Genomic DNA, 25,709 nt, shown 5'->3' with positions numbered 1-25,709 from the left:
TGGGACGACGAAAGCCTTGCCAGATCGGCCGCCGGCGATTTTGACCGGGCATCAAAGAAGGCTTCCAAGGTTATCGCCCTGCATTCCATCAAGGCAAAACCTGTGATGAAACGCGAAGTTCTCAGCGAAAAGGAAAAAGCCTTTTACAACAAGAATGAATACAATCCCTGGGTGGAAAAAGCCTATCTTTTGATCGGGAAATCGCATTTCTACCAGAGGAATTATAAGCTGGCCCAGGAAACCTTCCGCTTCATGATCAACCAGTTCCAGGGGGAGGAAATCCGGTTCGATGCGCTGGTATGGTTAGCCCATGTTTACATTGAAACCGGAGAAATGGCCGAAGCAAAGAAGCTGATGGATGCCCTATCCAATGAACCTGCCTTCCCGGAGCGCCTGGCCGGAGACCTGCAGGCCACACTGGCACATTATTATCTCCGCAGTGAACAATATGTCCAGGCCGCACAACCGCTTGAGAAAGCCCTGAAAGAAGCCCGCAATAAAACCGACCGGTATCGCTGGACATTCATTCTGGGGCAGATTTACACACTCACGGGAAACCCCGAAAAGGCCAACCAGTGCTTTGCCCGTGTTGTGAAAATGAATCCTCCCTATGAGGTAACTTTCAACGCCCGCATTTACATGGCTTCGAACGTAAAGGAAGGTACCGGGTCGGCCGGCGCCATCCGCAGGGAATTGCTGAAACTGGCAAATGACCAGAAGAACAAAGAGTACCTCGACCAGATTTATTATGCGCTTGGAAACCTTGCCCTGCGGCAGAAAGATACAGCCGAGGCAATTTCCTTTTACGCCCGTTCTGCCCGGGTGTCAGGCACCAACAACCGCCAGAAGGCTCTTTCCTACCTGGCTGTAGCTGACCTCTACTTCAGCCGGCCCGACTATATTTCTGCAGCTGCCTATTACGACAGTGCCTCTTCGTTTGTTGACCGCAGAAACTTTAAAAACTATGACCAGATTATGGCCCGGGCACAAAACCTCATCCAGCTCGCCCGGAACATCCAGACAATTCAGCGCGAAGACAGCCTGCAACGCCTGTCGTACATGAGCAAGGAGGATCTGAATGCATTCATCGACAAAATCATCGAATCGGTGGTGCAGAAAGAAGCCGAGGAACGGCAGAAAATGGCCGAGCAGATGCTGGCCGACCAGATCAATACCGGCTACGGCCAGCAGGTTCTTCAGGATCCTACTGCGGCCGGACAATGGTACTTCTACAATACCAATATACGTACACAGGGCGAAATGGAATTCAGGCGAAAATGGGGAAACCGCAAACTGGAAGACAACTGGAGGCGGTTAAACAAAGGGGTTTCAACCGGCATGGCCGAATCGAACCTGGCAGAGGCGGGACGCAACGGCACACAGGAAGAGGCAGGAAAAGCCCTCAGCAACAAATCAAGGGAATTTTACCTGAAAGATATTCCCTTTACCGACTCCCTGAGGGCTATTTCCAGCAAGCGTATCGAAGAAGCTTTGTTCAATGCCGGAACCCTGTACCTCGAAAAACTCAACGAACCCCTTCTGGCGGCAGGATCCTTCCGGGAGCTCATCAGGCGCTTCCCCGGCAGTTCCTATGAACCCCAGGCCCTGTATAACCTGTATTCCATTTTCTCCGGCCTCGGAAAGACCACGGATGCTATGGCGTACCGCAATCTGCTGACGGCAAAGTACCCCGATAACTATTATGCCCGCGTACTTACTGATCCGGAATATATCGAGCACCTGAGGGAAGAACAGCAAAGGCCGTTGCGACGGTATCAGGAAGTGTACACCAACTACCTGCAGGAACATTTCCCGGAAGTTATTGCACTCGCAACCCAGGCATTGCGCGAAGAAAAAGATACTTCGCTTACTGCCCGGTATCTCTACCTGAAAGCCCTTGCCTTTGCCCGTCTCAATCAACGCGATTCCCTCCGCAGTACCCTGAACACCATCCTTGCCGCCTTCCCGGCCTCAGAACCCGCTTCCAACGCCCGTATCATGCTCGATTTCATGGACAACAAATATCCTGAGATAAAGGAAAAGGCCGAAGAAAAAACCGCCGCCGAAATTTATGCCTACAACCCCGGAGTAAAGCACTATGCCGCCATTGTGATTCCGTCCACAGCCAACATGAACCAGCTCATTTTTAACCTCATCAACTTCAACCTCGATCAGTTCCCGAAATTAACCCTTAACGTGCAGGGCGAAAACCTCGGAAAAAACCAGCAGATTGTTACCGTAAACGTCTTTTCCAACAGCTCCGATGCCCTTGCTTACCTTGGGTACCTTTTGAAAGACCCTGGCATTTTCCGCGATGTAAATGCCGAATCGTCCTATTTGTTTGTCATTTCTGAACCCAACCTGGCTACCCTCAAAAAAGATACAAGCACTGAACGATACCTGCGTTTCTATACAAACCATTATCCCCTGCAATGAAAAAGACACTGATACTATGGGTTGACGACGAGATTGACCTGCTGCGCCCCCATATTCTTTTTCTTCAGGAGAAGGGGTACGAAGTGGTTACTGTTACCAACGGCAATGATGCCATAGGCCAGGTCAGTGAAAGGGCATTCGATCTGATATTTCTTGATGAGAACATGCCCGGACTGAGCGGGCTGGAAACCCTTTCCCGTATAAAAACCCTCCGGCCCGATGTTCCGGTTGTGATGATTACAAAAAGCGAAGAGGAAAACATCATGGATCAGGCGATCGGTTCAAAAATTGCCGACTACCTGATTAAACCCGTCAATCCCAACCAGATTCTCCTGTCAATAAAAAAACACACCCAGACCCGTGAGCTGGTATCACAAAAAACAACACGGGATTACCAGGCCGAGTTTTCCAACATCAGCCTGCGGATAAATTCTGCCCGCAATTTCGATGACTGGTGCGAAATTTACCGCAAACTGGTTTACTGGGAACTGGAACTGGAAGCTTCGGCCGGCGCCGAAATGGAAGAAATCCTTCTCTTTCAGAAAAACGAAGCCAACCGCGAATTTGCAAAATATGTCAGCCAGAACTACCTGGGCTGGTTTGACGAAAAAAACGCCGCCAAGCCCCTTCTTTCGCCCAGTGTAATGAAAAACACCATTTTCCCCCTGCTCGATAAGGGTGAGAAGGTGGTATTCATTGTGATTGACAACCTCCGCCTTGACCAGTGGCAGGTTATTTACCAGCTGGTAAAGGACTACCTTACGGTTGTGAACGATGAACTCTATTGCAGTATCCTGCCCACGGCAACACAGTTTGCACGCAATGCCCTTTTTTCCGGCCTGATGCCGCTGGAAATCGGGCAACTGGTTCCTGATTTGTGGATTTCGGAAGAGGAAGAGGAATCGAAAAACCAGTACGAGGAGGAACTTCTGCGCCGTCAGTTAAGCCGGGCAGGGAAAAATGCAAAAACCTTCTACGAAAAGGTCAACAACCTGAAAGCCGGCAGAAAACTCCTCGAAGACATTCCATCCCTGCTGCGGAACGACCTGGTTGTGCTTGTTTACAATTTTGTTGACCTGCTGTCGCATGCCCGTACCGAAATGGAGGTTATCCGCGAGCTGGCGGTGGATGAACCGGCTTACCGGTCGCTCACCCTTTCGTGGTTTCAGCATTCCTATCTCTTCGATCTTATCAAAGCACTGGCCGCTCATCCGGTCACCTTTGTCATTACCACCGATCACGGCTCCGTGCGGGTTGCCAATCCGGTGAAAGTTGTCGGCGATAAAAAGACCAGCGTCAATTTGCGTTATAAACAAGGGCGCAATCTGAACTACAATCCCAAAGAAGTATTTGAAATCCGCCAGCCTGCCAGGGCTCATCTTCCCGCGGCCGGAGTGACTTCTTCGTACATTTTTGCCACCGGATATGACTTCCTTGTCTATCCCAACAATTATAACTATTTTGTCAACTATTACCGGAATACCTTCCAGCACGGAGGTATATCAATGGAAGAAATGCTGATTCCTCTGATAACCCTGCAACCAAAATGAAACCACTTCGTCTGGGCATGAATTCCCTGCAGGATGTTCCCCTGGTGGCAGGCCATCTGTTGCCGCTCATGGAACAATATCCCGTTGTTGCTTTTTATGGCGAGCTGGGAGCCGGAAAAACCACTCTGATTGCCGAAATCTGCAAACAGCTCGGCGTTTCCGGTGCCGTCACCAGCCCTTCGTTTGCCATTGTCAACGAATACCTTACACAAAACGGCCGCATCATCTATCATTTTGATTTTTACAGGATCAAAGACATTACCGAAGCCTACGATATTGGCTATGAAGAATATTTTTTCAGCGGAAACATCTGCCTGATTGAATGGCCGGAACGAATTGACCAACTGCTTCCTGAGGAACTGCTTCAGGTGTTCATTCAGGTCAATCCGGATGGTACACGTTCCGTAACGGTTCAGACGGCCGGCAGTATGGAATAGATCCGTGAAATTGTATTACCTTTATCCAATTAATTATCGGGTATGGCTGAAAATCAGACATCGCAGGTTCAGAATCCCTTACTCCGGGAGGGGCTGATGCCTCAGGAAGAAAAACTCGATACGGCGGTGCGCCGCCAGAGGCTTGTTATCGGCATTCCTTGTGAACCCGACAAAAACGAAAGCAGGGTTCCTCTTACCCCCGAGGCGGTTGAAATACTGGTTGGCCACGGCCATGAAATTCTTGTGGAACAGAATGCCGGCAGGTCAGCCAATTACAGCGATACCGATTACAGCGAACGGGGAGCCTACATCCTTACTTCGCACGAACAGGTTTTGCGGGCCGATATCGTTTTGAAAGTGGCTCCTCTGAACAAAGACGATATTCAGCTGCTGAAAGGGAAACAAACCGTTCTTTCTTCCCTGCATATTCAATCACAGCAACAGGAGTACATCGCCGGCCTTCTGCAGAAAAAGGTCACAGCCATTGCCTTTGAGAGTATTAAAGACGAACACGACACCTATCCTGTGGTCAACTCCATGAGTTCCATTGCCGGAATAACGGCCATTCATATTGCCGCCGAACTGCTCAGTACAGCCCACGGAGGCAAGGGAGTGATGCTGGGCGGTATTCCCGGTATCAGCCCTACCGAGGTGGTGATACTTGGCTCCGGTACGGTGGCTGAATATGCTACCCGTGCGGCCATCGGACTGGGCGCGCTGGTGAAAGTTTTCGACAATTCGGTGCACAGGCTTCGCCGGCTTCAGACCAACGTCGGCTTCCCTGTCTATACTTCCATTTTCCACCCCAACGTTCTCGAAAAATCGCTCCGCTCGGCCGATGTGCTTATCGGCGCCCTGCATATACGGGAAAACAAACCCCGTTTTCTGATAACCGAAGACATGGTCAGAACCATGAAACGCGGGTCAGTGATCATTGATGTGAGCATTGACCAGGGTGGGTGCATTGAAACTTCCGAATGCAGGCCTCTATCTGATCCGGTATATGTTAAACATAACGTAATCCATTATTCGGTGCCTAACCTGCCTTCGCGCGTGGCCCGCACGGCATCCATCGCACTCAGTAACGTATTTCTCCCCCTGCTCCTCGAAATAGGCGAAACCGGAAGCATTGAAAAGGCCATCAAGTTCAATACAGGCTTCCGTAACGGAGTGTACATATTCAACGGCATCCTTACCAGCAAAACCATTGCCGACCTTTTCTCCCTGCCCTTTCAAGACATCAACCTGCTGATGGCAGCTTTTTAATACAGCCTTTTATGTTTCCTTTCCTGAAAAAATATTTGCAAAATAGCTTGCTTCTGATCCTGTCAGGCATCATCCTGTCGCTTTTAACAACCTGCCGGAAAGAAGAAAAAGTTAAGCTATCAGGAGAGGCGGTTATTTCGACAAAACTTTACGGTACCGGGCCTTATTATACGTATGGGTTTTCCTTTAGCACAGGGAAAAACCATCCTTATCCGGGTTCCGGCAGCGTGCGCATCGATCTGGTTGCACAGGCCCTCACCGACCCGCAGGGAAATCTTACCGGAGTACTTCTTGCCAGTCCCGAGAACGATAAGGCATTCTATACCAATGGTACCTTTGGAGATTCTTCTTCTGCCCTGGCTTTTTTTTCGGCATATTCTGAAGTGAAAACCACGTCCTTTGCAGCCTTATCGGATACAATCGCCGTCAATCAGGTTATTACCTACCGTTCAATTGTTCCTACATATGCAAAAATTCTGATTACCTCCGTAAAATTTCTTCCCGATAACCTCACCGGACAATATGCAGAAGTAACCTTTCGCTGGGTCTATCAACCTGACGGAACAACTTTGTTTCCATAAAAATCGGATGCGGAGCAGGTGTGGTTTCAGGTTGGCGACGTTTAAAAACTTTTCGTTCCGTTTGGTTTTGCCACTTACCAGCATTATCCTGGTAAAAACCCAAACATGTTTCCAAAAAGAAATTTCTTTTATGAACGTGAAAACCTTGTGCTCAGGCCAAGTTAAAACAGGGGAGCCCGGTTGGCTGTGAATGCCGTAATGTCAGGAATTACAGCAAAGGCCCTCTGGGCAAAATGCGAATATTCTCATTCGCAATGTATGTTAAAAGTTCATCCTTGAGTTTGCTCTCAAGTTATTTTGTTCATTGGCTTAAAATTATCGATTCCTTTCCATAATCCTGTTTGATGAATCAGGGGGCTTGAAGAATAAAAAAAAGTTGGGTAGGATGAAGAAAAAGGAACTGCAAGGTGAGCCATTATACCCGCAGGCAATTTTAAAGAAAGGGCGCTTGCTGAAGGTAACGTTTAACGTTAACCAGGTACAAGCGCCCAGAAATCAATTATTTACGAGGTTTCGAAAACTATTTTTCTTCTTTCTCATTTTCTTCTTTAATTGTCAGCTTTTTGATAAGTTTTCCATTAGGATCAAAAACAGCTTCCATTTTTTCCTCGCCTTTACTGAGCACAAACTCATACACTTTCCCTTTGGCCGTTTCAGAAACTTCTGATGCGTCAGTTTTGTAACTCACAAATTCTTTGGCAATCGCAGTTTTTACAGCGCCAGGGATCTCATTTGCGCTGATCTTGTATTCTGTTTCCATCCAGGCTCCGGTATTGTCAAAGTTTGCCGAATAGTTTCTACCGTCCATTTTAAATTCTGCTTCCCACTCTTTGTCATTTTCCTTAGCCCATTTCACATTGGTGGCTTTGGGGAATTTTTGTGTAAAAGAAGATTTGACCACGGACGGGACATTTTTTTCAGTTTGTCCGTAACTAAATATGCTCATCAGCAGAGCAGCTGAAATAATTAAAAGCTTTGTTTTCATTGTACTTGGTTTTAAATTGTTAATTTAAACAAGCAAATGTAAACTACGATTCTAAAGGAATTTTCAAGCTGTGTCAATCACTGAGTATTCTATACCCTAATGTCCATTCTATATGGTCGGAAACGTGAAAAGCGTAATCACGAAGAATTATTCCGACAAAAATATTATCTGTTATCTGGTATTTAAGGCCAATTCTCTGATGAAAGTTCGGCGATTCATTTTTTATTTTTTTTCGGTAAAGATAAAACGCAGGTTGCAGGACCAATGATACTTTATTTGCAACGAGCTCATAGGAAGGATAGATACTTAGCTGAAGTTTGTCTGTAAGAGGACCATCCACAGGATCCAGTTCGTTTTTTTCAATTGCAACCTGGGCATTGACGGAACCATCATAAGAAACTGTCACTCCAAATCCGATTTTTGACCTATAACTAATATGCCTGTTATAACCGAATGAAATACCAAAAACCGGGAAAAAGACTCCTTCATATTTTTCCATTATGTCAATACTAACCGAATCAAAAATGACATTCTTTGCGCCGCCGTAGGCAGAAACAAGCCACTCATTTTCTCCCTGAAATTCTGGCACCTTCCGCCTTACAAGGGAGGGAGGTTCATAAAAATTATATTTAAGTCCAATCTTTGGAGCAACAGTATTTATTCCAAAATTTGGTTTTTTAAGTGCTCCATTGGAAAAATGAGTAAGACTAAAACCTGTAATAAGTTCAATCCTCTCAGTTAAATTGTATTGCAGGTTTAACCCGGCATCAATAATAAAAGATTCCCCGGCACCAATAGCAATATTATATTTATTGGTAACCGGATCAAAAGATTTCCAGTTAAAAGTGGCACCAAAACCAAGTTCGTAATTAAAACACAGCTTATCCCATCTTTTAAATGGGGCATTAAAGAATCCGTACACAGCTATCGGGAAACCTATTTCCTCCGGGTTGTAAAAATCGGCAACGTAAACCCCAATCCCCCAATTGGGATATTTATATAATTGTTGCCAAAGTTTGTCTCCTGTTGTCTGGTTGGAAAATTTCAGGGAAAATGTCTGAAAAGCATTGATTCTTGTTGCTTCAATATTGGTTCCCCTTAAGAAATTGTTTGTAGCAAATACATATCCATTCTGATATATTCCCTGTATGGATAGATTTTCCCATATCCTGCTTTTATATTTACCCGCAGAATCATTTTGCGCCTGAGAAAAAATTGAAATTGATAAAAAAAACAAGATACAGGAGATTCTCATCTAAGAGATTGAATTTTAATCTTCTTGTGTTTCCGATGCGCTATTTCTAATTATCAACTTCAAAAGGCCAGGCAATACAATTAATAACAATGGTAATGCTAAAATGAAACCTCCAATGACCGCAATTGCTAAAGGTTGATGCATTTGTGCACCGGTACCAATGCCCAATGCAAGGGGGAAAAGTGCAACTATAGCGCCTAAAGCCGTCATCAGGTTAGGCCGTAAACGAGCTGAAACAGCGCGTATAAGTGCATTATTTCCTCCATTTTTCAATTCTGATAAATACTGCTGTATTGTGAAGATAGAGTTTTCACCAATAATTCCTATGATCATAATCAGTCCGGTGTAGCTTCCCACATTCAGAGGCGTATGGGTAAGATATAAGGCAATGACACTACCTGCAATTCCCATCACGCTTATAAATAGCACGATAAGAGAATATTTCAGTTTTTTGAACATAAATAAAACAACAGCAAAAACCAGTAAGCCGCCTGCAATAAGTATCTTCAGTAATTCGGCAAACGAATTTTGTTGCTCAGCATAAGAACCTCCATAAACGATCTGGTAAGATGGAGGCAAACTTATGCTTTTCATTTTATGTTGAATGTCTTTCATCACACCTCCCAGGTCCCTGTTATTTAACCTTGCAGTAATTACTCCCATGGACTGGAGGTTTTCGCGCTGAATTTCAGAAACGCCACTTAAAACTGTAAAATCAGCAAAATCGGATAATGGAACATAATTGCCTGAGGAAGTACATATCTCAACTTGTTTTACTGCATCAAGCGGAGTTTTATTATTGACCGGGAATATCATCCGGATGTTTGTTAACTGTTCTTTTTCCGGTACCGTTCCCACAACTAATCCGTCGAGATAAACACTGATTTGTTCCTGAAGCTGTGATGGGGTGAGCCCGAATTGTTTCAGTTTTCCTTCTCTGGGCAAAACTTTCATTACCGGGCCGACAACTACAATGCCATTAAATACATCGGCAGTGCCTGCGACAGTTCGTATGCTGTCTGCCGCTTGTTTTGACAATTTCAGTAATTCGTTATGGTCGCTGCCGAAAATTTTTATTTCTATGGGTTGCACACTACTCATCAAATCGCCCAGCATATCACCTATTACCTGACCAAAATCAACAGTTAGGGCAGGTAATGTACTTTCTATTTTCTTCCGTATTTCATCCGATACCTCAACTGTAGTCCGGTTTCTTTTTTTCTTTAACTCAATAAGGTAATCACCACGGTTTGGCTCGGTAATAAAGAAGCCCATCTGCGTTCCGGTGCGCCGCGAATAAGTTTTTACTTCAGGAATTGCTTCGATGATTTTATCTACTTCGTTCAGCATCCGGTCAGTTTCCTCCAGGGAGGTGCCTGCCGGACTATTGTAATCCAGCACAATTGAACCTTCGTCCATGTCGGGAAGGAAACCTGTCTGCAATCTCGGGAAAATGAATATAATACTGATAACCAATAGTATAATGAAAACGCCGATTAAATACGGTTTTTTATATAAAGTTTCAAGCCATTTGTATTCCGGAGCATGGAATGCACGATTTTTCCCGGAAAAATTTTTATCATTGGAAAATAGCAGGTATATAACCGGCAATCCTATCCAGGTAATAAAAAACGAACATAACAGGGTTACGATCATTGTTTCCGTGAGAATTTTAAAATAAGCACCGGCAATTCCTGTCATCAATTCAAATGGAATAAGGATAACAATGGTACTTAATGACGAGCTTACCATGGCAGGGAACAGGTACTGAACGGCTTTCCCGACCAGTTCATTTGATTTTTTCTGCGGATTTGCCTCGTGTGCACGGTGAATCTGTTCCAAAACAATGATGGCATCGTCATTTATCAAACCTATAGCTGCCGCGATAGCACCGATGGTCATAATGTTAAAATCTGACCCGATTGAATGCAACACAATAAAAGTGAGTGCCAACGTTAACGGAATGGTAACAAGAAGTACCAAACTTGCTTTATACGATCGCAAAAACACGATGACAACAACAATTGAGAGCAATAATCCGATCCAGAGCACATCAATAATACTTCTGATGCTGCTGTTAACAAATTCAGCCTGGTTATAATACTGTTTCAGAATAACACCTTTGGGAAGAAGATGATTTAGTTCAGCAGCTTTTTCAGAGACCTGAGTCACCACATCAATCAGGTTGCTGTTGGGTTGTTTCACTATAGCTACAAGAGGGAAATCGCGTCCATCGGCTTTGATTTTCACGTATTCGTTTTTTTCTGAAATTTCCACCCGGCCTATATCCGAGATTTTAATCTGACGGTTGGCATCATTAAACAGGACCAGGTTTTCAAGCTGTTCTTTGCTGGAAATAGTGGCATCGGTTACCGTTAGGTAAAGCCGCTTGTAATCAATAGTATAGCCGTTCGATTTAATAAAACCGGTTTGCTGAATGGCCGAAGCAATATCCTGTGTACTGATTTTTAAAAGTTTAAGTTTTTGAATATCAGGAATAATCCTATATTCCTTTTCCCTCCCTCCAATCACCTGAACAGCTGCAACTCCATCCACACGTGATAAATACGGCTTTACAGTGTATTCGGCAATCAGTTTCAGCTCAATCTGGCTCTTGGTATCCGATTGAAGCGAATATCCTATCACTGGCAGGATGGAAGGGTTCATTTTCTCAACTGTAATCTGTACATCAGGTGGCAGAGAGTTTTTAATCTGGTTAATTCGTGATTCAACCTGTTGTTTATCAAGGTCAATGTCGGAGCCCCAATCCATGAAAGCTGAAATTTCGCAACTTCCCATGCTGGTTATACTGCGGATCAGTTTCAGGTTTTCAACTTGTTTGATAGCATTTTCGAGCGGTTTTGTAACCGTTACCATCATCTTGTCAACTGGCTGTTCGCCGTTTTCAGCAATAATCTTAATTTTTGGGAAAGTTACATTGGGGAGCAAGGACGTTTTCATCATTTTATATGATAACGCACCACCTGTTAAAATGATCAGCAGCATTACTGCTACCGGACTTTTGAATCTGACAAATATCTTCTCCATATTATTTTACGACTTTTACTATGGTGCTGTCGGGCAACCCGTAAGCGCCTTCGCTTATTAAAGTGTCATTTACCGAAATATCTGGGGAAAAGATTTCAACCATCCGATTGTTTTCAAATCCTTTTTTAACAGGTACATTGATGGCAAGGCTGTCGTGCAGAATTTTCATCACCCAAAACGCCTGCTGTGCTTCGTTGGTCAACAGAGCTTCCTTGGGAATCAACATGGCGTTAGAATGGTTTGACCGGACAAATTGAACGATGACATTCAAATTTTCAGGTACCTGTCGGTTATCCCGGACTTTTATCAGAACATCCTGCGTTTGCGTTACTGCATTGATTAAAGGCATTATTTTAACAATATTCCCATCGAGGAAGGTGCTGTCGGGCAATATAATCTTACATGCTTTATTAATTTTGATCCATTTGTTGTATTGATACGGAACATTTACCAGCACTGTTATTTCCTTATTGGCAACAATGGTGCAAAGTTGGGCGCCTTCGGCAACAAACATTCCCGTTGAATTGGCATTCAAGTCGCTTATGATGCCATCAGATGGGGCAAGGATACTTACTATTCCGCTTTTTAATGAGGCCAGTTCCTGATCAAGTCCTGAATTTTCCAACGCTCTGTTTTCTTTGGTCTGAATTTCGAAAAGAAGATCATTTTTATGCACCTCATCACCATACTGAACATTCACTTTTTTCACGTATCCGGTGATGGATGAAATAACAGCATCTTTTTTCAGAAATACTGTTTTGCCGTTTAAACTAACGATATCATCAATTTCACCATATATAACAGTTGTTGTTTTGACCGCTACCTTGGGTACATCGGTATTTATTGTCGTATCTATGGTTTTGCTTTTGCACGAAACAAAAAATCCGAGCAAAAAGGTTATTAAAATAAAATTTACTGCTGATTTCATAAAGTTCCTATTAGTAATTCCAATAATTGTATGAGATGATTAATGCCTTTTCTTCCAGGTCGAGCAGAGCGCGTTCATGCTTTTTTTCGGCCAGGTCTCTGAATATTGTTTTATAATCAATTACTGAAATTTCACCTTGCGCCAGTTTGGCCCGATAAACCTTCAGAAGTTTATCGTATTCGTTTAACTGGCTGTCGGCCAGAACCTTTCGCTTTTCAACCAAATCAATCTGTTTCAGAATGGCATTTTCATTAATCTCCTTTTGGGTGATAAAATGCTGCTTCTCAAAATCGATCGTTTGAAGGGTTATCTCCGTTTTCTGCTTTAACAGTTTCCTCTGGTAGCCATCAAAAATATTCCAGCCAAGGGTAAGTCCGGTGCTGAAACCAAACCGGTTGAACGCCGGCAGGTAAACGGCATTCATACCAGCATTGACAAAAAAATTGAGCTGTGGTTTGTATTTAAGGTTGCTGATGTTCTGTTCAGCAATAATGCCAAGACTGTCGAGCCGGTAAGAATTTACAAATTCTGAAGCTGTAACTGGAGGATTTTTTATTTGTGGTTTAATTTCCTCAAGGTCAACAATAACGGTGTCCTTAATTCCACTGAGCAGGTTCAGGTCAAACAGGTTCGTCAGGTAATCCGACTGCGCACTTTCGTAATTCAGTTTAAAATTATCATATTCAATCTGCAACAACATTAAATCTGACTGTGTATAAACAGCATTTTCAACTAATTTTTGCATTAAGTCCATTTGCTCGCCAAGTACCAGCAAAAGCTGCCGGTTTGTTTCAGCTGTCCTTTTTGCTTTCAGGCAAAGAAGGTATTGCTGACTAATTATTCTTTCCAGTTCGTGCGCAGTAAGCGTAATACGATTTTCATTTATCTGTCGCGAAATGTCGGCCATTTCAGAATAAGCTCCAAAACGGGAACCTGTGAACAAAGGTTGTCTGAGCGATATAACCGACTGATACTGTCCGCCATCGGTCAATGCCATGTCGTAACCGGAGTAACTGTTTGCGCCATTCGAAACCAGTTGGAAACGGTTGCGATTATTGTCATGTGCAATAATAGGGGCTAACAAGGCACTGGCTTCTACGTTGATTTCAGGCTTTGTAAGGATATTTCTGATTTGTTCCAGGTCAAGACCGACAATCTTATTGTTGTTGTTCGCCTGGTTAATCAGTGGACTTGATGCCTTGGCTTGTCTGATGTAAAAATCCAGGTTCCGTTGCTGAGCACCTATAAATCCGGGTAAACATAACAATACTATTTGTACAATATAGGTTTTCAATTTTTACGGTTTAAATTTTTGAATTAATTATAAAACAATGGTAATCATTCTTCAGGTAACGAATATTCAGATTACTGGTCTCACAGATTTTTTTAACAATCGCCAGGCCCAGTCCATATGACTTCGGGTTGCCACTGACAAAACGATTGAAAATAGTATCATCCGTCAGTAAGTTATTTTCACCGGTGTTACATATTTCAAAAGTTTTTGCGTTCATAAATATTCTGATATCGCCGCCAACGATATTATGATTAATGGCATTTGAAAATAAATTGTTAATTAATATATCTGCAAGCTGTTCATTCATTTCAACTATAAAATCCTGCTCTATTAGCAACTTTATATCCAGTTTTTTTGCTTCAAAAAGAATGGAAAATTCCTTTTCCTTACGGCTTACAAGCTCTTTGAAAGAGATTTCTTTATCAGTTATGAATTGTTTGTTTTCGATTTTTGCAAGTAAAATAAGACTTTGATTCAATGCAGAAAGCCGTTTTAAAGCATTTATAGATTTAACCACTCTTTGAAAGGTTTCTTCCTTCAAATCCTGTTGAAGGATTTGCTCCAAATTGAGCAAAGCAATCGAAAGAGGGGTTTGAATTTCATGCGAGACATTTTCTGTAAACTCTTTCAGCATTAAATAATCCGACTTCAATTTATGCGTTAAATTATTGATTACCTGATTCAGTCGCTGAAACTCTTCGATGCTTGTTTCTAAAAGTGAAATATTTTGATTTTGACTCAAGCCGAAGCTTTCAATTTCATGAAGATTATGTTCAAAATCGGCCCATACTGTTTTATTCATTCTTTTTGTTATAAAGAACGATATAATAAATGCTGAAGAAAGCAACGTGAAAAGGGTAAGAGCTAAAATTAAAATCAAATCTTCATTTTCAAAAGACGATTGACGCAATTTTACCAGATACCATGAATCATTAACTTTAATTTTTTTTGAATATTCCAGGAAGATTTCGTCTTCGTTCTCCATTTCATTCCGTATAATCACTTCTTTGAATGTTGGTTTGATAACAGGTGCCTCGCTGGTCTTTTGTATTTCAATAATCGGATAGAGGTTTGGAATTTCTCCTGTATTTGCGATCTCTTTCTCTATGAGATACATTTTTCCCAGTAGTCTTTCTTTCGCCCCGCGCATGATGATAATATGCAGAACAAAATATCCGGCAATCGTTACCGTAAGCAGGATGGTAGTAAAAAGTATCAAATAATTGCGGTTAATTTTCGTCAAAAATTTCATTTCTCCGAAAGTTTGTAGCCCATCCCGTAAATTGTTCTGATATAATCTTTCCCACCTGCCTGTTTTATTTTTTTGCGGATATTATTCAGGTGTGTATAAATAAAATCAAAACTATCTGCCAGATCAATGGTATCCTCCCATAAGTGTTCTGCAATTGCTTCCTTTGTCAGAACACGGTTTTGGTTTACTATAAAGAACAGTAGTATATCATACTCCTTTTTAGTAAGCGTAAGTTGCTGATCATTGATTGTGACGATTTTACTGTCTGTGTTAATTGTTATTTCGTTAAAAGTTACAATATCAGAACCAGAAAAGTTTCTTCTTCGCAGCAAAGCTTTTATCCTCGAATTTAATTCTGACAACTGAAAAGGTTTTGTCAAATAATCATCTGCACCCTGGTCGAGGCCGATAATTTTATCATCTAATGAGTTTTTTGCCGAAAGAATAATAATTCCTGCTTTGATATTGTATTTTTTGATTGTTTTTAGCAAATCAAGACCATTACCATCGGGTAAAGTAATATCTAACAGAATAATATCATATTCGTAAATAGTAATTTTGTCATATGCTTTGGAAAAATTTTCAGCCAATTCGCAGATGTAATTTTCTTTGGTGAGATAGTTGCTTATCTCAGTCAGTAATTCAATTTCATCTTCAACAATAAGGACCTTCATGAAGCAAAGTTACTGAATAATTCTAAAGGAAATCTAAAGTATCTTTTTGGAAAGCATAAGATAAGACAGACAGGTGTGAATTTTGCCTATGGGTTTGACCTCTATTAATCGGATTTTTTGTAGATTGTGAAGTAAATAAAAATTTTTTCATTTTAAATTTTTCATTGCAAGAAACAAGATTATTTATTTGATATACAGATGTTTGTTGGAGAAACTTGGCCGGTACGACTCGTTCGAATTTGACTTTTTTTCAAACGCTTCCATGGTTTTCGAAGGAGTGAAAAGAAGTTCCCTCTATTTTATGCTTTCTGATATTTGATAATTCGTTGTAAAAATGTGGTTCCCTTACTTTCTTTAATACATACTTTTTTAAGCCAGGATTGCGCATTAGGAGAGAAGCGAACTAATGCGCAGTGCGTTGGCATTTTGCGCCCCCATCCGGGCAAACCCCGCTGTAACAAAATGAAAGCCTGAGGCTATGCGGCTTTATTTATAAAAAACACCGATTAGGCCTATTCCCAGCATAAATATTTTCCCTCCGTAATGGTGATCATTCTGATCATTCAAACTCAGGGCATGATAATTGCCTTCGAACGTTAATCCTACATATTTTCTTATGGGAATAACAATGCCAAGCCCTCCGAAGATATCACTGCCAACTGCTTCAACTGTATTTCCTGACCAGATGTCTGTTTTGAAATTGGCCCCATAATACCTTACTCCAAAAGTAATAAAGGGGAAACCCTGGCTTTTTTGTCCTCCGGCCGCCAGACCAATGTGAGGCCCTATGCCATATGTTGTGGAATACCAATCACCCTGTGACTGGCGGCCATAGCCGAATCCCAGACCCAGAAAAACATTCCGTGCAACAAAACGGCTTGCACCAAGGCCAAAAATTGCTGAATTGCTGTAATGACCATGGCTGTCTTCAAAAAGAGAACCGCCACTGCTTGAAAAATTGCCCGTAATATTAAACAATCCTGCTCCCTTGTCGGTGGCATATTCCTGTGCCTGGAGCAATCCCGCTGAAAAAAAGCAGGCAAAGAAAACAACAGAAATTTTATGAATCATGTTTTTCATTTTTTAGTTGAACAATCGGTTGGTTATTCAGTAAATCGAATGTATCATTTTTCCGGCAATTAAACAAAGAATACCCCGGAATTATTTTTCTTACCTGCCTAAAAATTTGTTACTTTACAGGTAAGTTTAATGCTGTACGAAAGAATGCCTTACCGGATTGCCGTGAATACGCGTTTGCTGCTGGCCGGGAAACTGGACGGAATCGGCAATTTCACCTACGAAACCCTGAGAAGGCTTGTTACAGAACACCCGGAACATGAGTTCTGGTTTCTTTTTGACCGGCCCTTTTCGAAAGAATTTCTGTTTGGTCCGAATGTAAAACCGTTGGTCATACCTCCTCCTGCCCGTCACCCTGTGCTCTGGCACATATGGTTTCAGTGGTCTTTACCCCTGGCAATACGACGGATAAAGCCCCACCTTTTTTTATCGCCCGACGGGTTTCTGCCGCTCCGCTGCTCTGTGCCCTGCATACCCGTTATTCACGATCTGAACTTTGAACACCGCCCTCAGGATCTTCCTTTTCTTACCCGCACCTTTTACCATCATTTTTTTCCGCGCTTTGCCAGAAAGGCCGCCCGCATTGTCACCGTCTCGGAATACAGCCGGACCGACATCTCCCGTACCTACACCATTCCGGAAAGCAAAATTGACGTTTGTTACAACGGCGCTTCCGAAAGGTTTGTTCCGCTGCCTCCCGACGAACAAATGAGGGTCCGCAGAACGTTTACGGGTGGAAGCCCTTATTTTATAATGGTTGGTTCGCTTCACCCCAGAAAAAACATTGTCACGGCCCTGAAGGCATTTGAACTCTACCGCAGGGAAAATCCTTCCGGCATCAAACTGGTTCTTGCAGGTCCTGCCTGGTTTGGGAAAAAGGAAATACACCACACCTGGAAAAAAATGCAATACAGGACGGATGTGATTTTTACCGGCAGGGTGCCCACAGAAACCCTGCATCGGCTGCTGGCCTCCTCCCTTGCCCTGGTATGCATTTCCCACTTCGAAGGTTTCGGAATTCCACTGCTTGAAGCGATGCACTGCGATGTTCCGGTTATTGCTTCCCGGGTAACTTCGTTGCCCGAAGTGGCCGGTGATGCTGCCCTGTACGTTGATCCGAACGATGCGGCTTCGGTGGCACGGGCTATGGAAACCCTCAGTAACGATGACAATATCCGTCAGAGCCTCATTGAAAAAGGACGCCTGCGCCGCAATGTTTTCAGCTGGGACCGCACGGCCGGCCTCCTCTGGCAAAGCATGGAAAACGTTCTCAGGAGCAACCATGATGCAACTGCACTATAACCCTTCGTGCATTGAGGCCGGATGCGATGAGGCCGGCAGAGGATGTCTCGCAGGACCGGTCTTCGCTGCGGCCGTAATTCTTCCTCCCGATTTCCTGGAACCCCGCCTGCGCGATTCAAAAAAACTCAGTCCATCCCTCCGCTACGAACTGCGTGAAATCATTCTCAGCAAAGCCCTTGCCTGGGGCGTAGGCATGGCCTCACCCGCAGAAATCGACCGGCTCAACATCCTCAGGGCAACTTTCCTTGCCATGCACAGAGCCATTGAGAAGCTTTCCCCCGTGCCCGACCTCCTGCTGATTGACGGAAACCGCTTTGTACCTTACAAAGACATCCCTTACCACTGCATTGTCAAGGGAGATGACCTCCTGGCTCCCGTTGCCGCCGCATCGGTACTTGCCAAAACCTTCCGCGACGACTATATGGTGCAACTGCATGATGAGTTTCCCCAGTACGGATGGAACAAAAACAAAGGGTACCCTACCCTGTTCCACCGCCAGGCACTCACCCTCAGCGGCCCCTCGCCCCATCACAGGAGATCTTTTTTGCATCCGGTTCAGAAAGAACTATTCACATAAAAAAAATCATTAGTTTTGAAACCAAAGTTTGGTGTTGGAAAAATGCCCTGTTGACCTGACGTGACCACCCGGCAGACCAACGGAAGTTTCCTTACAGATGTGCAAAACAATAACCTTTTAAACGTGTAATATGAAAAAACTGTTCCTGTTACTGGCGCTCGTCATTTCTTTCTCATTCCGGCTTTTTGCCGACGAAGGCATGTGGCTTCTTCCGCTGGTTGAAAGGCTGAATATCACCAAAATGCAGCAGCTTGGCCTCAGGCTTACGGCCGAAGACATTTACAGCATCAATCACTCCTCGCTGAAAGATGCTGTGGTTGCTCTGGACCATGGCATGTGTACGGCTGAGTTTATTTCGGCCGAAGGGCTTCTGCTCACCAACCACCATTGCGGTTTCAGCGAAATACAGGCACACAGCACCCTCGAACACGATTACCTGACCAACGGCTTCTGGGCTATGACCCGCGACCAGGAACTTCCCAATCCCGGAAAAACCGTTACCTTTCTTATCCGGATGGAAGATGTAAGCGACCGCATCCTTTCAGGCCTCACCTACGACATGACCGAAGATGAACGCAGCAAAAAAATTAAAGAAATCAGCGATAAGATTACCAAAGAAGCTACCGACAGCATCAACAAATACGAGGCAAAAGTGGAATCGTTTTTCGAAGGGAATAAGTTCTATCTTCTTGTTTACCAAACATATAAGGATGTCCGGCTGGTCGGAGCCCCTCCCTCCTCCATAGGTAAATTCGGGGGCGATACCGATAACTGGATGTGGCCCAGGCACACAGGCGATTTTTCCCTGTTCAGGGTTTACTGCGCGCCCGATGGCTCTCCGGCTGAATATTCACCCAACAACGTTCCCCTGAAACCCAAAAAATTCCTGCCCGTATCCATCAAAGGGGTACACAAAGGAGATTATACCATGATCATGGGGTATCCCGGAAGAACCGACCGGTACCTCCCTTCATGGGGAATACTGGAAACCCAGCAGATTAACAATCCCATCCGCATCAAAGTGCGAGGTATGAAACTCGATATCTGGCAGCGCGATATGAACGCTGACCCGAAAATCAGGCTCCAGTATGCCGACAAATACGCTACTTCCAGCAACTACTACAAATATTCCATCGGGCAGCAGAGAGGGTTCAGGCTTCTGCCCCTCATCGGAGAAAGGCAGGCACTGGAAAAAAATTTTTCTGACTGGGTTGCGGCCAATCCGGAAAGAAAAGCCCGATACGGCAACGCCCTCCAGCTGATCCGCGATGCATACGACGGGAGAAAAGAATACGTTCAGGCTTCGCAATACCTGATGGAAGCCCTCTACAACGGTATTGAAGTCCTCGAATATTCGCTGGTTATCGATAAACTCTATATGGCCCTGCGGTTTGGAAAAGACAGCGCCGCACGTGCTAAAGCCTATGCCGACGAAATCAAAAAGAATGCCCATAAATTCTATAAAGACTATAACCTGGAAACCGATAAAAAGACAGCCGCGGCCATGCTGAAACTCTTTTACGATAACGTCGCCCAGGAATTTCATCCCGATATTTTCAGCACCATTCAGAAAAAATACAAGGGAGATTTTAACCGGTATGTCGATTACCTGTATTCGAAATCCATTTTTGTAAAAGAAGATCTGTTTCTTAATTTTCTCAGCAAACCGGATCTGAACAAACTGGACAAAGACCCGGTAATCGTTCTGCTGAAATCATTTCTTTCGAAATACTTTGAAATTGATGCCATGATGTCGCGTTTCAATGCAAACCTTGATCGCGGGCAAAGACTTTTTCTGGCCGGCCTGATGGAAATGCAGAACGACAGGGTATTTTACCCCGATGCCAACAGCACCATGCGGCTTACTTATGGTACCGTGGGAGATTATAAGCCCATGGACGCGGTGTTTTATGATTACAAAACCACCCTGGCAGGCGTGATCGAGAAAGAGGATCCGGGAAGCCTTGATTTTGCAGTGGAACCCAAACTGAAAGAACTGTTCAGAAACAAGGATTATGGCCGCTACGGAGAAAACGGGGAAATGCCGGTGTGCTTTATTACCAACAACGACATCACAGGAGGAAATTCAGGCAGTCCGGTTATGAACGCAAACGGAGAACTGGTAGGCATTGCATTTGACGGAAACTGGGAAGGAATGACCGGCGACATCCAGTATGACCCTGAAAAACAGAAAACCATCTGTGTCGATATCCGGTATGTACTTTTCATTATTGACAAGTTTGCCGGAGCCTCGCATTTGCTGAATGAAATGCAGATTGTTGAATAGATTCCGGCCATGCCGCATCACGTAACCATTTACACCGACGGCGCTGCTAAAGGAAATCCCGGCCCCGGAGGATACGGTATTATCCTTGTCTCCGGCAATCACCGCAAGGAAGTGGCCCGCGGGTTCCGGCTTACCACCAACAACCGGATGGAACTTATGGCTGTTATCGAAGCCCTGAAAATGCTTAAATTTCCCGGAACTGTTGTCGACATCTACAGCGATTCACGATATGTGGTAGACGCCGTGGAAAAAGGCTGGGTATTTGCATGGGAAAAAAAGAACTTTGCCAAAAAGAAAAATGCCGACCTGTGGAAACAGTTTCTTGAACTCTACCGACGGCATCAGGTAAAATTCCACTGGCTGAAAGGGCATAACGACCATCCTGAAAATACCCGCTGTGACCAGCTTGCCGTTCAGGCGGCTTCTGCTACGGGCACGGAAGAAGATACCGGCTACCAGCCCGAAAATCAGGAAGAATAAACCCGGGCCTGTCTGATTTCGTACATCCGGTTGTACGAAAGCGGACATTTTAATCACCAACCAGAGCATTTGATTTTAGCTTAACTATTTGTAGACTATTGTATTGCTTGCATTGGTATATAATTTGTTTCAAGGCTTTGTTGAACACATAATAAGCCGCTTATGTTTACCAGTTTCTTCAAGGTTGCCCTGCGTGTTTTATGGAGGCAGAAAGGATATACTTTCATTAACATCACCGGCCTTGCCATTGGGCTGGGCAGTGCCATCCTGATCCTGCTCTACGTTCTGGGAGAAAAACATTATGATACCTTTCATACCAATGCAGACAATATCTACCGACTGTATCTTGACGGAAAGATTGGGGAAGACCGCCTGCGCGGTGCATGGACCTGTGCACCTCTGGGCCCAACCCTTAAAAAAGATTTTCCTGAAGTTGTGGACGCCGTGCGAATTCAGGAAACCGGCAATACCCTTATAAAAATTGATGACAAAAGCTTTCTGGAAAACAACATCCTGTATGCCGATTCGGGCTTTTTTACCATGTTCACTTTCCCGCTGCTGAAAGGTGACCCCAAAAAAGTTCTCACGGAACCCAATACAGTAGTTCTTACCAAAACCACCGCCTCCAGGATGTTTGGCGACGCCGACCCCGTTGGAAAGCTGATCCGGTTCGAAACCGATACTACCTGGTACCGGATTACCGGCGTTGCCCAGGACCCACCGGTCAACTCCCAGTTCCGTTTCAATATGATAGTCACCTTCAGGTCAATTAAATACTATGACCTCACAAAGTGGATCAGCAACAGCTTTTATACCTATGTCCAGCTGCAAAACGGCTTTCCTGCGCAACAGCTGGAAGATAAAATTCCCGACATGCTGAAAAAATATATCGGAAACGAAATAAAATCCATGATGGGAATCGAACTGGAAGATTGGCTCAGTGCAGGCAATCAGTACGGTTACAAATTGCAACCGCTGCTTGATGTACACCTTGATAATTCGGTGCAGGGCGGAATTGTTCCTGCCGTGAACAAACGGTACCTGATAATTTTTTCCTTCATTGCCGCCTTTATCATCATCATGGCATGCATCAACTACATGAACATGGCCACGGCCCGGTCGGCCACAAGAGCAAGGGAAGTCGGCATCAGAAAGGTGGCAGGTTCTGACCGCAAAACCTTGATTTTTCAGTTTCTTACCGAATCGGTAATTATTACTTTCCTGGCCCTCATTCTTGCCGTTATCCTTGTGGATCTGGTCACTCCATGGTTTAATAATACCATGAACCTCTCCATCAGCCTGAACCTTTTCGGAGGCTCCCTCATGTGGGCTGTCCTGCTTACCGCCGCGGTAGTAATCGGAATTCTGGCCGGTATATACCCTTCCTTTCTTCTTTCAACCTACTCTCCGGTCAAAGTGTTAAAAAGTGGTTTTTCGCAGGGAAAGGGTAATTCCTCTCTGCGCAGAATCCTGGTTACTCTTCAGTTTGTTATTTCCGTTGCCATTTTGTGCGGAACGGTTGTTATCTATCAGCAGTTAAAATACCTGCAAACCAAAGATCTTGGCTTTAACAGGGAAAACCTGCTGGTAATCGAACGGGGTGGTTCCCTTCGGGAAAATAATAAAGTTTTCATCGAAGAGGTAAAGAAATTTCCCGGTGTAACGAACGTTTGTGTCAGCACCGCTATTCCCGGCCGGCTGAACAATTACAACGGGTATGGTATGGAAGGAAAGGAAGCCAACAAGACCTACCTCATGCAGACCTTCTGGACAGACGATAAATTTGCCGAAACCTACCAGCTCAAACTGGTGGAAGGCCGTTATCTCTCGGCCGATTTTGCGACTGATTCCTCTGCCGCAGTTATTAACGAAGTGGCAAAACGGCAGTTCGGTATTGAAGATATTTCCAAAACACGGTTTATCCTGCCGGCCTTTGAGGGTTCATTTAAATTTCTTCAGGTTGTTGGTGTTGTGAACGATTTCAACATCGAATCCCTTCGTTCCGAAATTAAGCCTTCCATCTTTATAATGCGCCCCAAGGACTGGAACTGGGGTTATATCTCCATCCGGCTGAAACCGGCTGATATGCAGAACTCCATTTCGCAGATCGAAAACCTCTGGAACAAATTGACCAGCAATGAACCGTTTCAGTATTTCTTTCTCGATGATGAACTGAACAAGCAATACCAGGAAGAGAAACGCACAGGAAACCTTGCCCTGTTTTTCACTATTCTTGCCATCAGCATTGCCTGCCTCGGCCTGCTGGGACTTGTTTCCTATTCAATTGCACGGCGGACAAAAGAAATAGGCGTCAGAAAAATCATGGGCAGTGACCCCTGGTCGATCGTGCTTCTTCTCTCTTCGGAAACCATGACCCTGATTGCCATCGCATCCCTTATTGCCTGGCCTCTGGCATGGTTCTACCTGAAAAACTGGCTTACCGATTTTGCCTATCGCATCCATCTGAACCCGCTGGTTTTTATATTAACCACCTTTCTGGTAATCCTTATTTCTGTCGGCACCATTCTGTGGCAAACTTACAGGGCCGCTTTGCGCAATCCGGCTGAAGCTCTGCGGTACGAGTAAGTGCATGCGAACTTCCGTCAGGGGTTTCTTCCGTTTCCTGATAAAGGATTCAGGATAAAAGGCCTGTTTTGATTATCTTAGCATGTGATAAAATGGCGCGATGAAACCACATGTTTTGCAAACACAACACCTTTAAATAGAATTTTATAAAACATGTGGGTTCCATCCGAAATTTAAGATCAATTTTGTCCGGATGAAAAAAGTTCAGTTGAAAGCCAGGGAGTTGAAGAAAGCAGGAATAGGGAATGCTGATGCTTCCCTCATTAATAAAATTCTGCAAAAGCATTACCCTGGGCTCCGGAAGCCGGAAGCACTTGAACTCTTAAGGGAATTAACCGCCTTTCCTTCTCTGCGTGAACAGCATCCCCTGCTTTCAGAGGTTCTTTTTCCTGCCGCGAAGAAGGCTCCGGAACGTCCGCAAAAACTCAGAGAAGAACCTGTACCTTATACCCTTTTTGGAAAAGAATATATAGATCCGAAGGCCATTCAGCAAATGGAGCTTGCCGTGCGCCTGCCGGTCGCTGTATCGGGCGCCCTGATGCCCGATGCCCATGCAGGCTATGGATTGCCTATCGGAGGGGTACTGGCAACCGAAAATGCAGTGATTCCGTTCGGAGTGGGAATGGATATCGGCTGCCGGGTTTGCCTTTCCGTCTTTGCTATTCCTCCGGAAAAACTTTCGGAAGCTCATGACTATTTTAAGAAGATTCTCATCAGGAATACCTTTTTTGGCGATGATTACTTTAAAGGGCACAAGGAACATCCGGTGATGGACAGGGAAGAATTCAGGGAAATTCCCCTGCTGAAAAAGATGAAAGACAAGGCGTATGAACAGCTGGGTACTTCCGGCCACGGGAACCATTTTGTTGACATTGGGATCGTGGAGGTTCCCGACCCGTCACAGCTTCCGGTTCCGCCAGGCCTTTATGTCGGCATACTTTCCCATTCGGGTTCAAGGAACCTGGGAGCCGAAATCGCCCGGTATTATACGCGAATTGCCAGAGAAAAATGCGGACTTACAGGCGAAGCAGGCAATCTTTCCTGGCTTGATCTCCGGAGTGCCGAAGGTCAGGAGTACTGGAAAGCCATGACCCTGGCCGGTGATTATGCAGCCGCCAATCATGAATTGATCCACCGGCGAATTGCAGAAGAACTCGGCGAACCATGGATTCTCCGCATCGAAAACCATCACAATTTCGCCTGGAAGGAAAAAGATCCTGTCAGCGGACGCGAAGTGATTATCCATCGAAAAGGTGCTACACCCGCCGCAAAAAATGATACAGGAGTTATTCCGGGAACGATGATTGCTCCCGGGTATCTTGTCCGAGGGCGAGGAAATCCCCTATCCCTTCATTCCTCATCCCATGGGGCCGGGCGCCGCATCTCGCGAACCCAGGCCAGAAGCCAGATTACCAAAAAAGAACTCTACGAAATGCTTCAACAACATGGTGTGGAGTTAATCGGCGGTGACATTGACGAAGCCCCTACAGCGTATAAAGATATAGGCGAAGTGATGTCGCTCCAGGCCGAACTGGTGGATATTCTCGCCATTTTTCGCCCCAAAATCGTCAGAATGTGCTGACAAAACCGAAACAAAGCACGAAACACAATACAAAATTCGAAGCCGGAACACAACATAAAAAAACAAAGGATTTGTATTATCTTCGCCCCCTGTTGATTCATTCTTTTAAAAC

19 protein-coding genes are annotated in these 25,709 nt (G+C 44.4%); 11 read left to right on the top strand and 8 right to left on the bottom strand.

What is annotated here, in order from left to right:
* From GX419_00575 to GX419_00555, 5 genes are all read left to right on the top strand, one after another.
* The coding region (locus GX419_00575) for a tetratricopeptide repeat protein (protein ID NLI23187.1) at nt 1-2,436 on the top strand (2,436 nt) is incomplete at its 5' end.
* A complete protein-coding gene (locus GX419_00570) occupies nt 2,433-3,986 on the top strand; it encodes a bifunctional response regulator/alkaline phosphatase family protein (protein ID NLI23186.1) in 1,554 nt (517 codons plus the stop codon). The genes GX419_00575 and GX419_00570, both read left to right, overlap by 4 nt.
* Entirely contained in the window at nt 3,983-4,423 is a 441-nt protein-coding gene (gene tsaE / locus GX419_00565; protein ID NLI23185.1) for a tRNA (adenosine(37)-N6)-threonylcarbamoyltransferase complex ATPase subunit type 1 TsaE, read from the top strand. The genes GX419_00570 and tsaE overlap by 4 nt, the downstream gene beginning before the upstream one ends.
* A 42-nt stretch (nt 4,424-4,465) precedes the next feature.
* Nucleotides 4,466-5,689, top strand: coding sequence for an alanine dehydrogenase (locus GX419_00560; GenBank protein NLI23184.1), 1,224 nt, complete (start codon nt 4,466-4,468; stop codon nt 5,687-5,689).
* Between the two features lie 47 nt (nt 5,690-5,736).
* Nucleotides 5,737-6,270: a hypothetical protein gene (locus GX419_00555; protein ID NLI23183.1), complete on the top strand. Its 534-nt coding sequence runs from the start codon at nt 5,737-5,739 to the stop codon at nt 6,268-6,270.
* Nucleotides 6,271-6,790: 520 nt separating this feature from the next.
* Here the strand turns inward: GX419_00555 and GX419_00550 are convergent.
* The 8 genes from GX419_00550 to GX419_00515 all read right to left on the bottom strand — a co-directional run bounded on the left by GX419_00550 (nt 6,791) and on the right by GX419_00515 (nt 16,777).
* Nucleotides 6,791-7,255, bottom strand: a complete 465-nt coding sequence (locus GX419_00550) for a hypothetical protein (protein NLI23182.1) — start codon at nt 7,253-7,255, stop codon at nt 6,791-6,793.
* 73 nt (nt 7,256-7,328) lie between these two features.
* Nucleotides 7,329-8,510, bottom strand: a complete 1,182-nt coding sequence (locus tag GX419_00545) for an acyloxyacyl hydrolase (protein ID NLI23181.1) — start codon at nt 8,508-8,510, stop codon at nt 7,329-7,331.
* A 15-nt stretch (nt 8,511-8,525) separates the two neighbouring features.
* Nucleotides 8,526-11,558, bottom strand: a complete 3,033-nt coding sequence (locus tag GX419_00540) for an efflux RND transporter permease subunit (protein NLI23180.1) — start codon at nt 11,556-11,558, stop codon at nt 8,526-8,528.
* Between the two features lies 1 nt (nt 11,559).
* Complete coding sequence (locus tag GX419_00535) at nt 11,560-12,486, bottom strand: efflux RND transporter periplasmic adaptor subunit (protein ID NLI23179.1); 927 nt, start codon at nt 12,484-12,486, stop codon at nt 11,560-11,562.
* Nucleotides 12,487-12,496: 10 nt separating this feature from the next.
* Nucleotides 12,497-13,780 (bottom strand): TolC family protein, encoded by a 1,284-nt coding sequence (locus tag GX419_00530; GenBank protein ID NLI23178.1) that lies wholly within the window; start codon nt 13,778-13,780, stop codon nt 12,497-12,499.
* 10 nt (nt 13,781-13,790) lie between these two features.
* Complete coding sequence (locus GX419_00525; protein ID NLI23177.1) at nt 13,791-15,032, bottom strand: HAMP domain-containing histidine kinase; 1,242 nt, start codon at nt 15,030-15,032, stop codon at nt 13,791-13,793.
* Entirely contained in the window at nt 15,029-15,706 is a 678-nt protein-coding gene (locus GX419_00520; GenBank protein NLI23176.1) for a response regulator transcription factor, read from the bottom strand. The genes GX419_00525 and GX419_00520 overlap by 4 nt, the downstream gene beginning before the upstream one ends.
* A gap of 486 nt (nt 15,707-16,192) precedes the next feature.
* Nucleotides 16,193-16,777 carry a hypothetical protein gene (locus tag GX419_00515; protein NLI23175.1) on the bottom strand — a complete coding sequence of 195 codons (585 nt, stop codon included), beginning with the start codon at nt 16,775-16,777 and terminating at the stop codon, nt 16,193-16,195.
* A 138-nt stretch (nt 16,778-16,915) separates the two neighbouring features.
* Between GX419_00515 and GX419_00510 the strand changes: the two genes are divergently transcribed.
* The 6 genes from GX419_00510 to GX419_00485 all read left to right on the top strand — a co-directional run bounded on the left by GX419_00510 (nt 16,916) and on the right by GX419_00485 (nt 25,597).
* Entirely contained in the window at nt 16,916-18,085 is a 1,170-nt protein-coding gene (locus tag GX419_00510; GenBank protein ID NLI23174.1) for a glycosyltransferase family 4 protein, read from the top strand.
* Entirely contained in the window at nt 18,066-18,662 is a 597-nt protein-coding gene (locus GX419_00505; GenBank protein NLI23173.1) for a ribonuclease HII, read from the top strand. Before GX419_00510 ends, GX419_00505 begins: the two co-directional genes overlap by 20 nt.
* A 130-nt stretch (nt 18,663-18,792) precedes the next feature.
* Nucleotides 18,793-20,949: a S46 family peptidase gene (locus tag GX419_00500; protein NLI23172.1), complete on the top strand. Its 2,157-nt coding sequence runs from the start codon at nt 18,793-18,795 to the stop codon at nt 20,947-20,949.
* 9 nt (nt 20,950-20,958) lie between these two features.
* Nucleotides 20,959-21,429, top strand: coding sequence for a ribonuclease HI (rnhA, locus tag GX419_00495; protein ID NLI23171.1), 471 nt, complete (start codon nt 20,959-20,961; stop codon nt 21,427-21,429).
* A 162-nt stretch (nt 21,430-21,591) separates the two neighbouring features.
* Nucleotides 21,592-24,015: an FtsX-like permease family protein gene (locus GX419_00490; protein NLI23170.1), complete on the top strand. Its 2,424-nt coding sequence runs from the start codon at nt 21,592-21,594 to the stop codon at nt 24,013-24,015.
* A gap of 193 nt (nt 24,016-24,208) precedes the next feature.
* Nucleotides 24,209-25,597: an RtcB family protein gene (locus tag GX419_00485; protein ID NLI23169.1), complete on the top strand. Its 1,389-nt coding sequence runs from the start codon at nt 24,209-24,211 to the stop codon at nt 25,595-25,597.
* Nucleotides 25,598-25,709 lie beyond the last annotated feature (112 nt).

Source organism: Bacteroidales bacterium (assembly GCA_012517825.1).
In the GTDB taxonomy this organism is placed as follows: domain Bacteria; phylum Bacteroidota; class Bacteroidia; order Bacteroidales; family JAAYUG01; genus JAAYUG01.
Note: the sequence above shows the minus strand (reverse complement) of the source record. Positions and strands in the feature narration are given on the sequence as shown.

Bases quoted from the DNA above. Each gene is read 5' to 3' on its own strand.
- GX419_00570 (NLI23186.1), top strand. From the start codon at position 2,433: ATGAAAAAGACACTGATACTATGGGTTGACGACGAGATTGACCTGCTG.
- tsaE (NLI23185.1), top strand. From the start codon at position 3,983: ATGAAACCACTTCGTCTGGGCATGAATTCCCTGCAGGATGTTCCCCTG.
- GX419_00560 (NLI23184.1), top strand. From the start codon at position 4,466: ATGGCTGAAAATCAGACATCGCAGGTTCAGAATCCCTTACTCCGGGAG.
- GX419_00550 (NLI23182.1), bottom strand. From the start codon at position 7,255: ATGAAAACAAAGCTTTTAATTATTTCAGCTGCTCTGCTGATGAGCATA.
- GX419_00545 (NLI23181.1), bottom strand. From the start codon at position 8,510: ATGAGAATCTCCTGTATCTTGTTTTTTTTATCAATTTCAATTTTTTCT.
- GX419_00540 (NLI23180.1), bottom strand. From the start codon at position 11,558: ATGGAGAAGATATTTGTCAGATTCAAAAGTCCGGTAGCAGTAATGCTG.
- GX419_00535 (NLI23179.1), bottom strand. From the start codon at position 12,486: ATGAAATCAGCAGTAAATTTTATTTTAATAACCTTTTTGCTCGGATTT.
- GX419_00525 (NLI23177.1), bottom strand. From the start codon at position 15,032: ATGAAATTTTTGACGAAAATTAACCGCAATTATTTGATACTTTTTACT.
- GX419_00520 (NLI23176.1), bottom strand. From the start codon at position 15,706: ATGAAGGTCCTTATTGTTGAAGATGAAATTGAATTACTGACTGAGATA.
- GX419_00515 (NLI23175.1), bottom strand. From the start codon at position 16,777: ATGATTCATAAAATTTCTGTTGTTTTCTTTGCCTGCTTTTTTTCAGCG.
- GX419_00510 (NLI23174.1), top strand. From the start codon at position 16,916: ATGCTGTACGAAAGAATGCCTTACCGGATTGCCGTGAATACGCGTTTG.
- GX419_00505 (NLI23173.1), top strand. From the start codon at position 18,066: ATGATGCAACTGCACTATAACCCTTCGTGCATTGAGGCCGGATGCGAT.
- GX419_00500 (NLI23172.1), top strand. From the start codon at position 18,793: ATGAAAAAACTGTTCCTGTTACTGGCGCTCGTCATTTCTTTCTCATTC.
- rnhA (NLI23171.1), top strand. From the start codon at position 20,959: ATGCCGCATCACGTAACCATTTACACCGACGGCGCTGCTAAAGGAAAT.
- GX419_00490 (NLI23170.1), top strand. From the start codon at position 21,592: ATGTTTACCAGTTTCTTCAAGGTTGCCCTGCGTGTTTTATGGAGGCAG.
- GX419_00485 (NLI23169.1), top strand. From the start codon at position 24,209: ATGAAAAAAGTTCAGTTGAAAGCCAGGGAGTTGAAGAAAGCAGGAATA.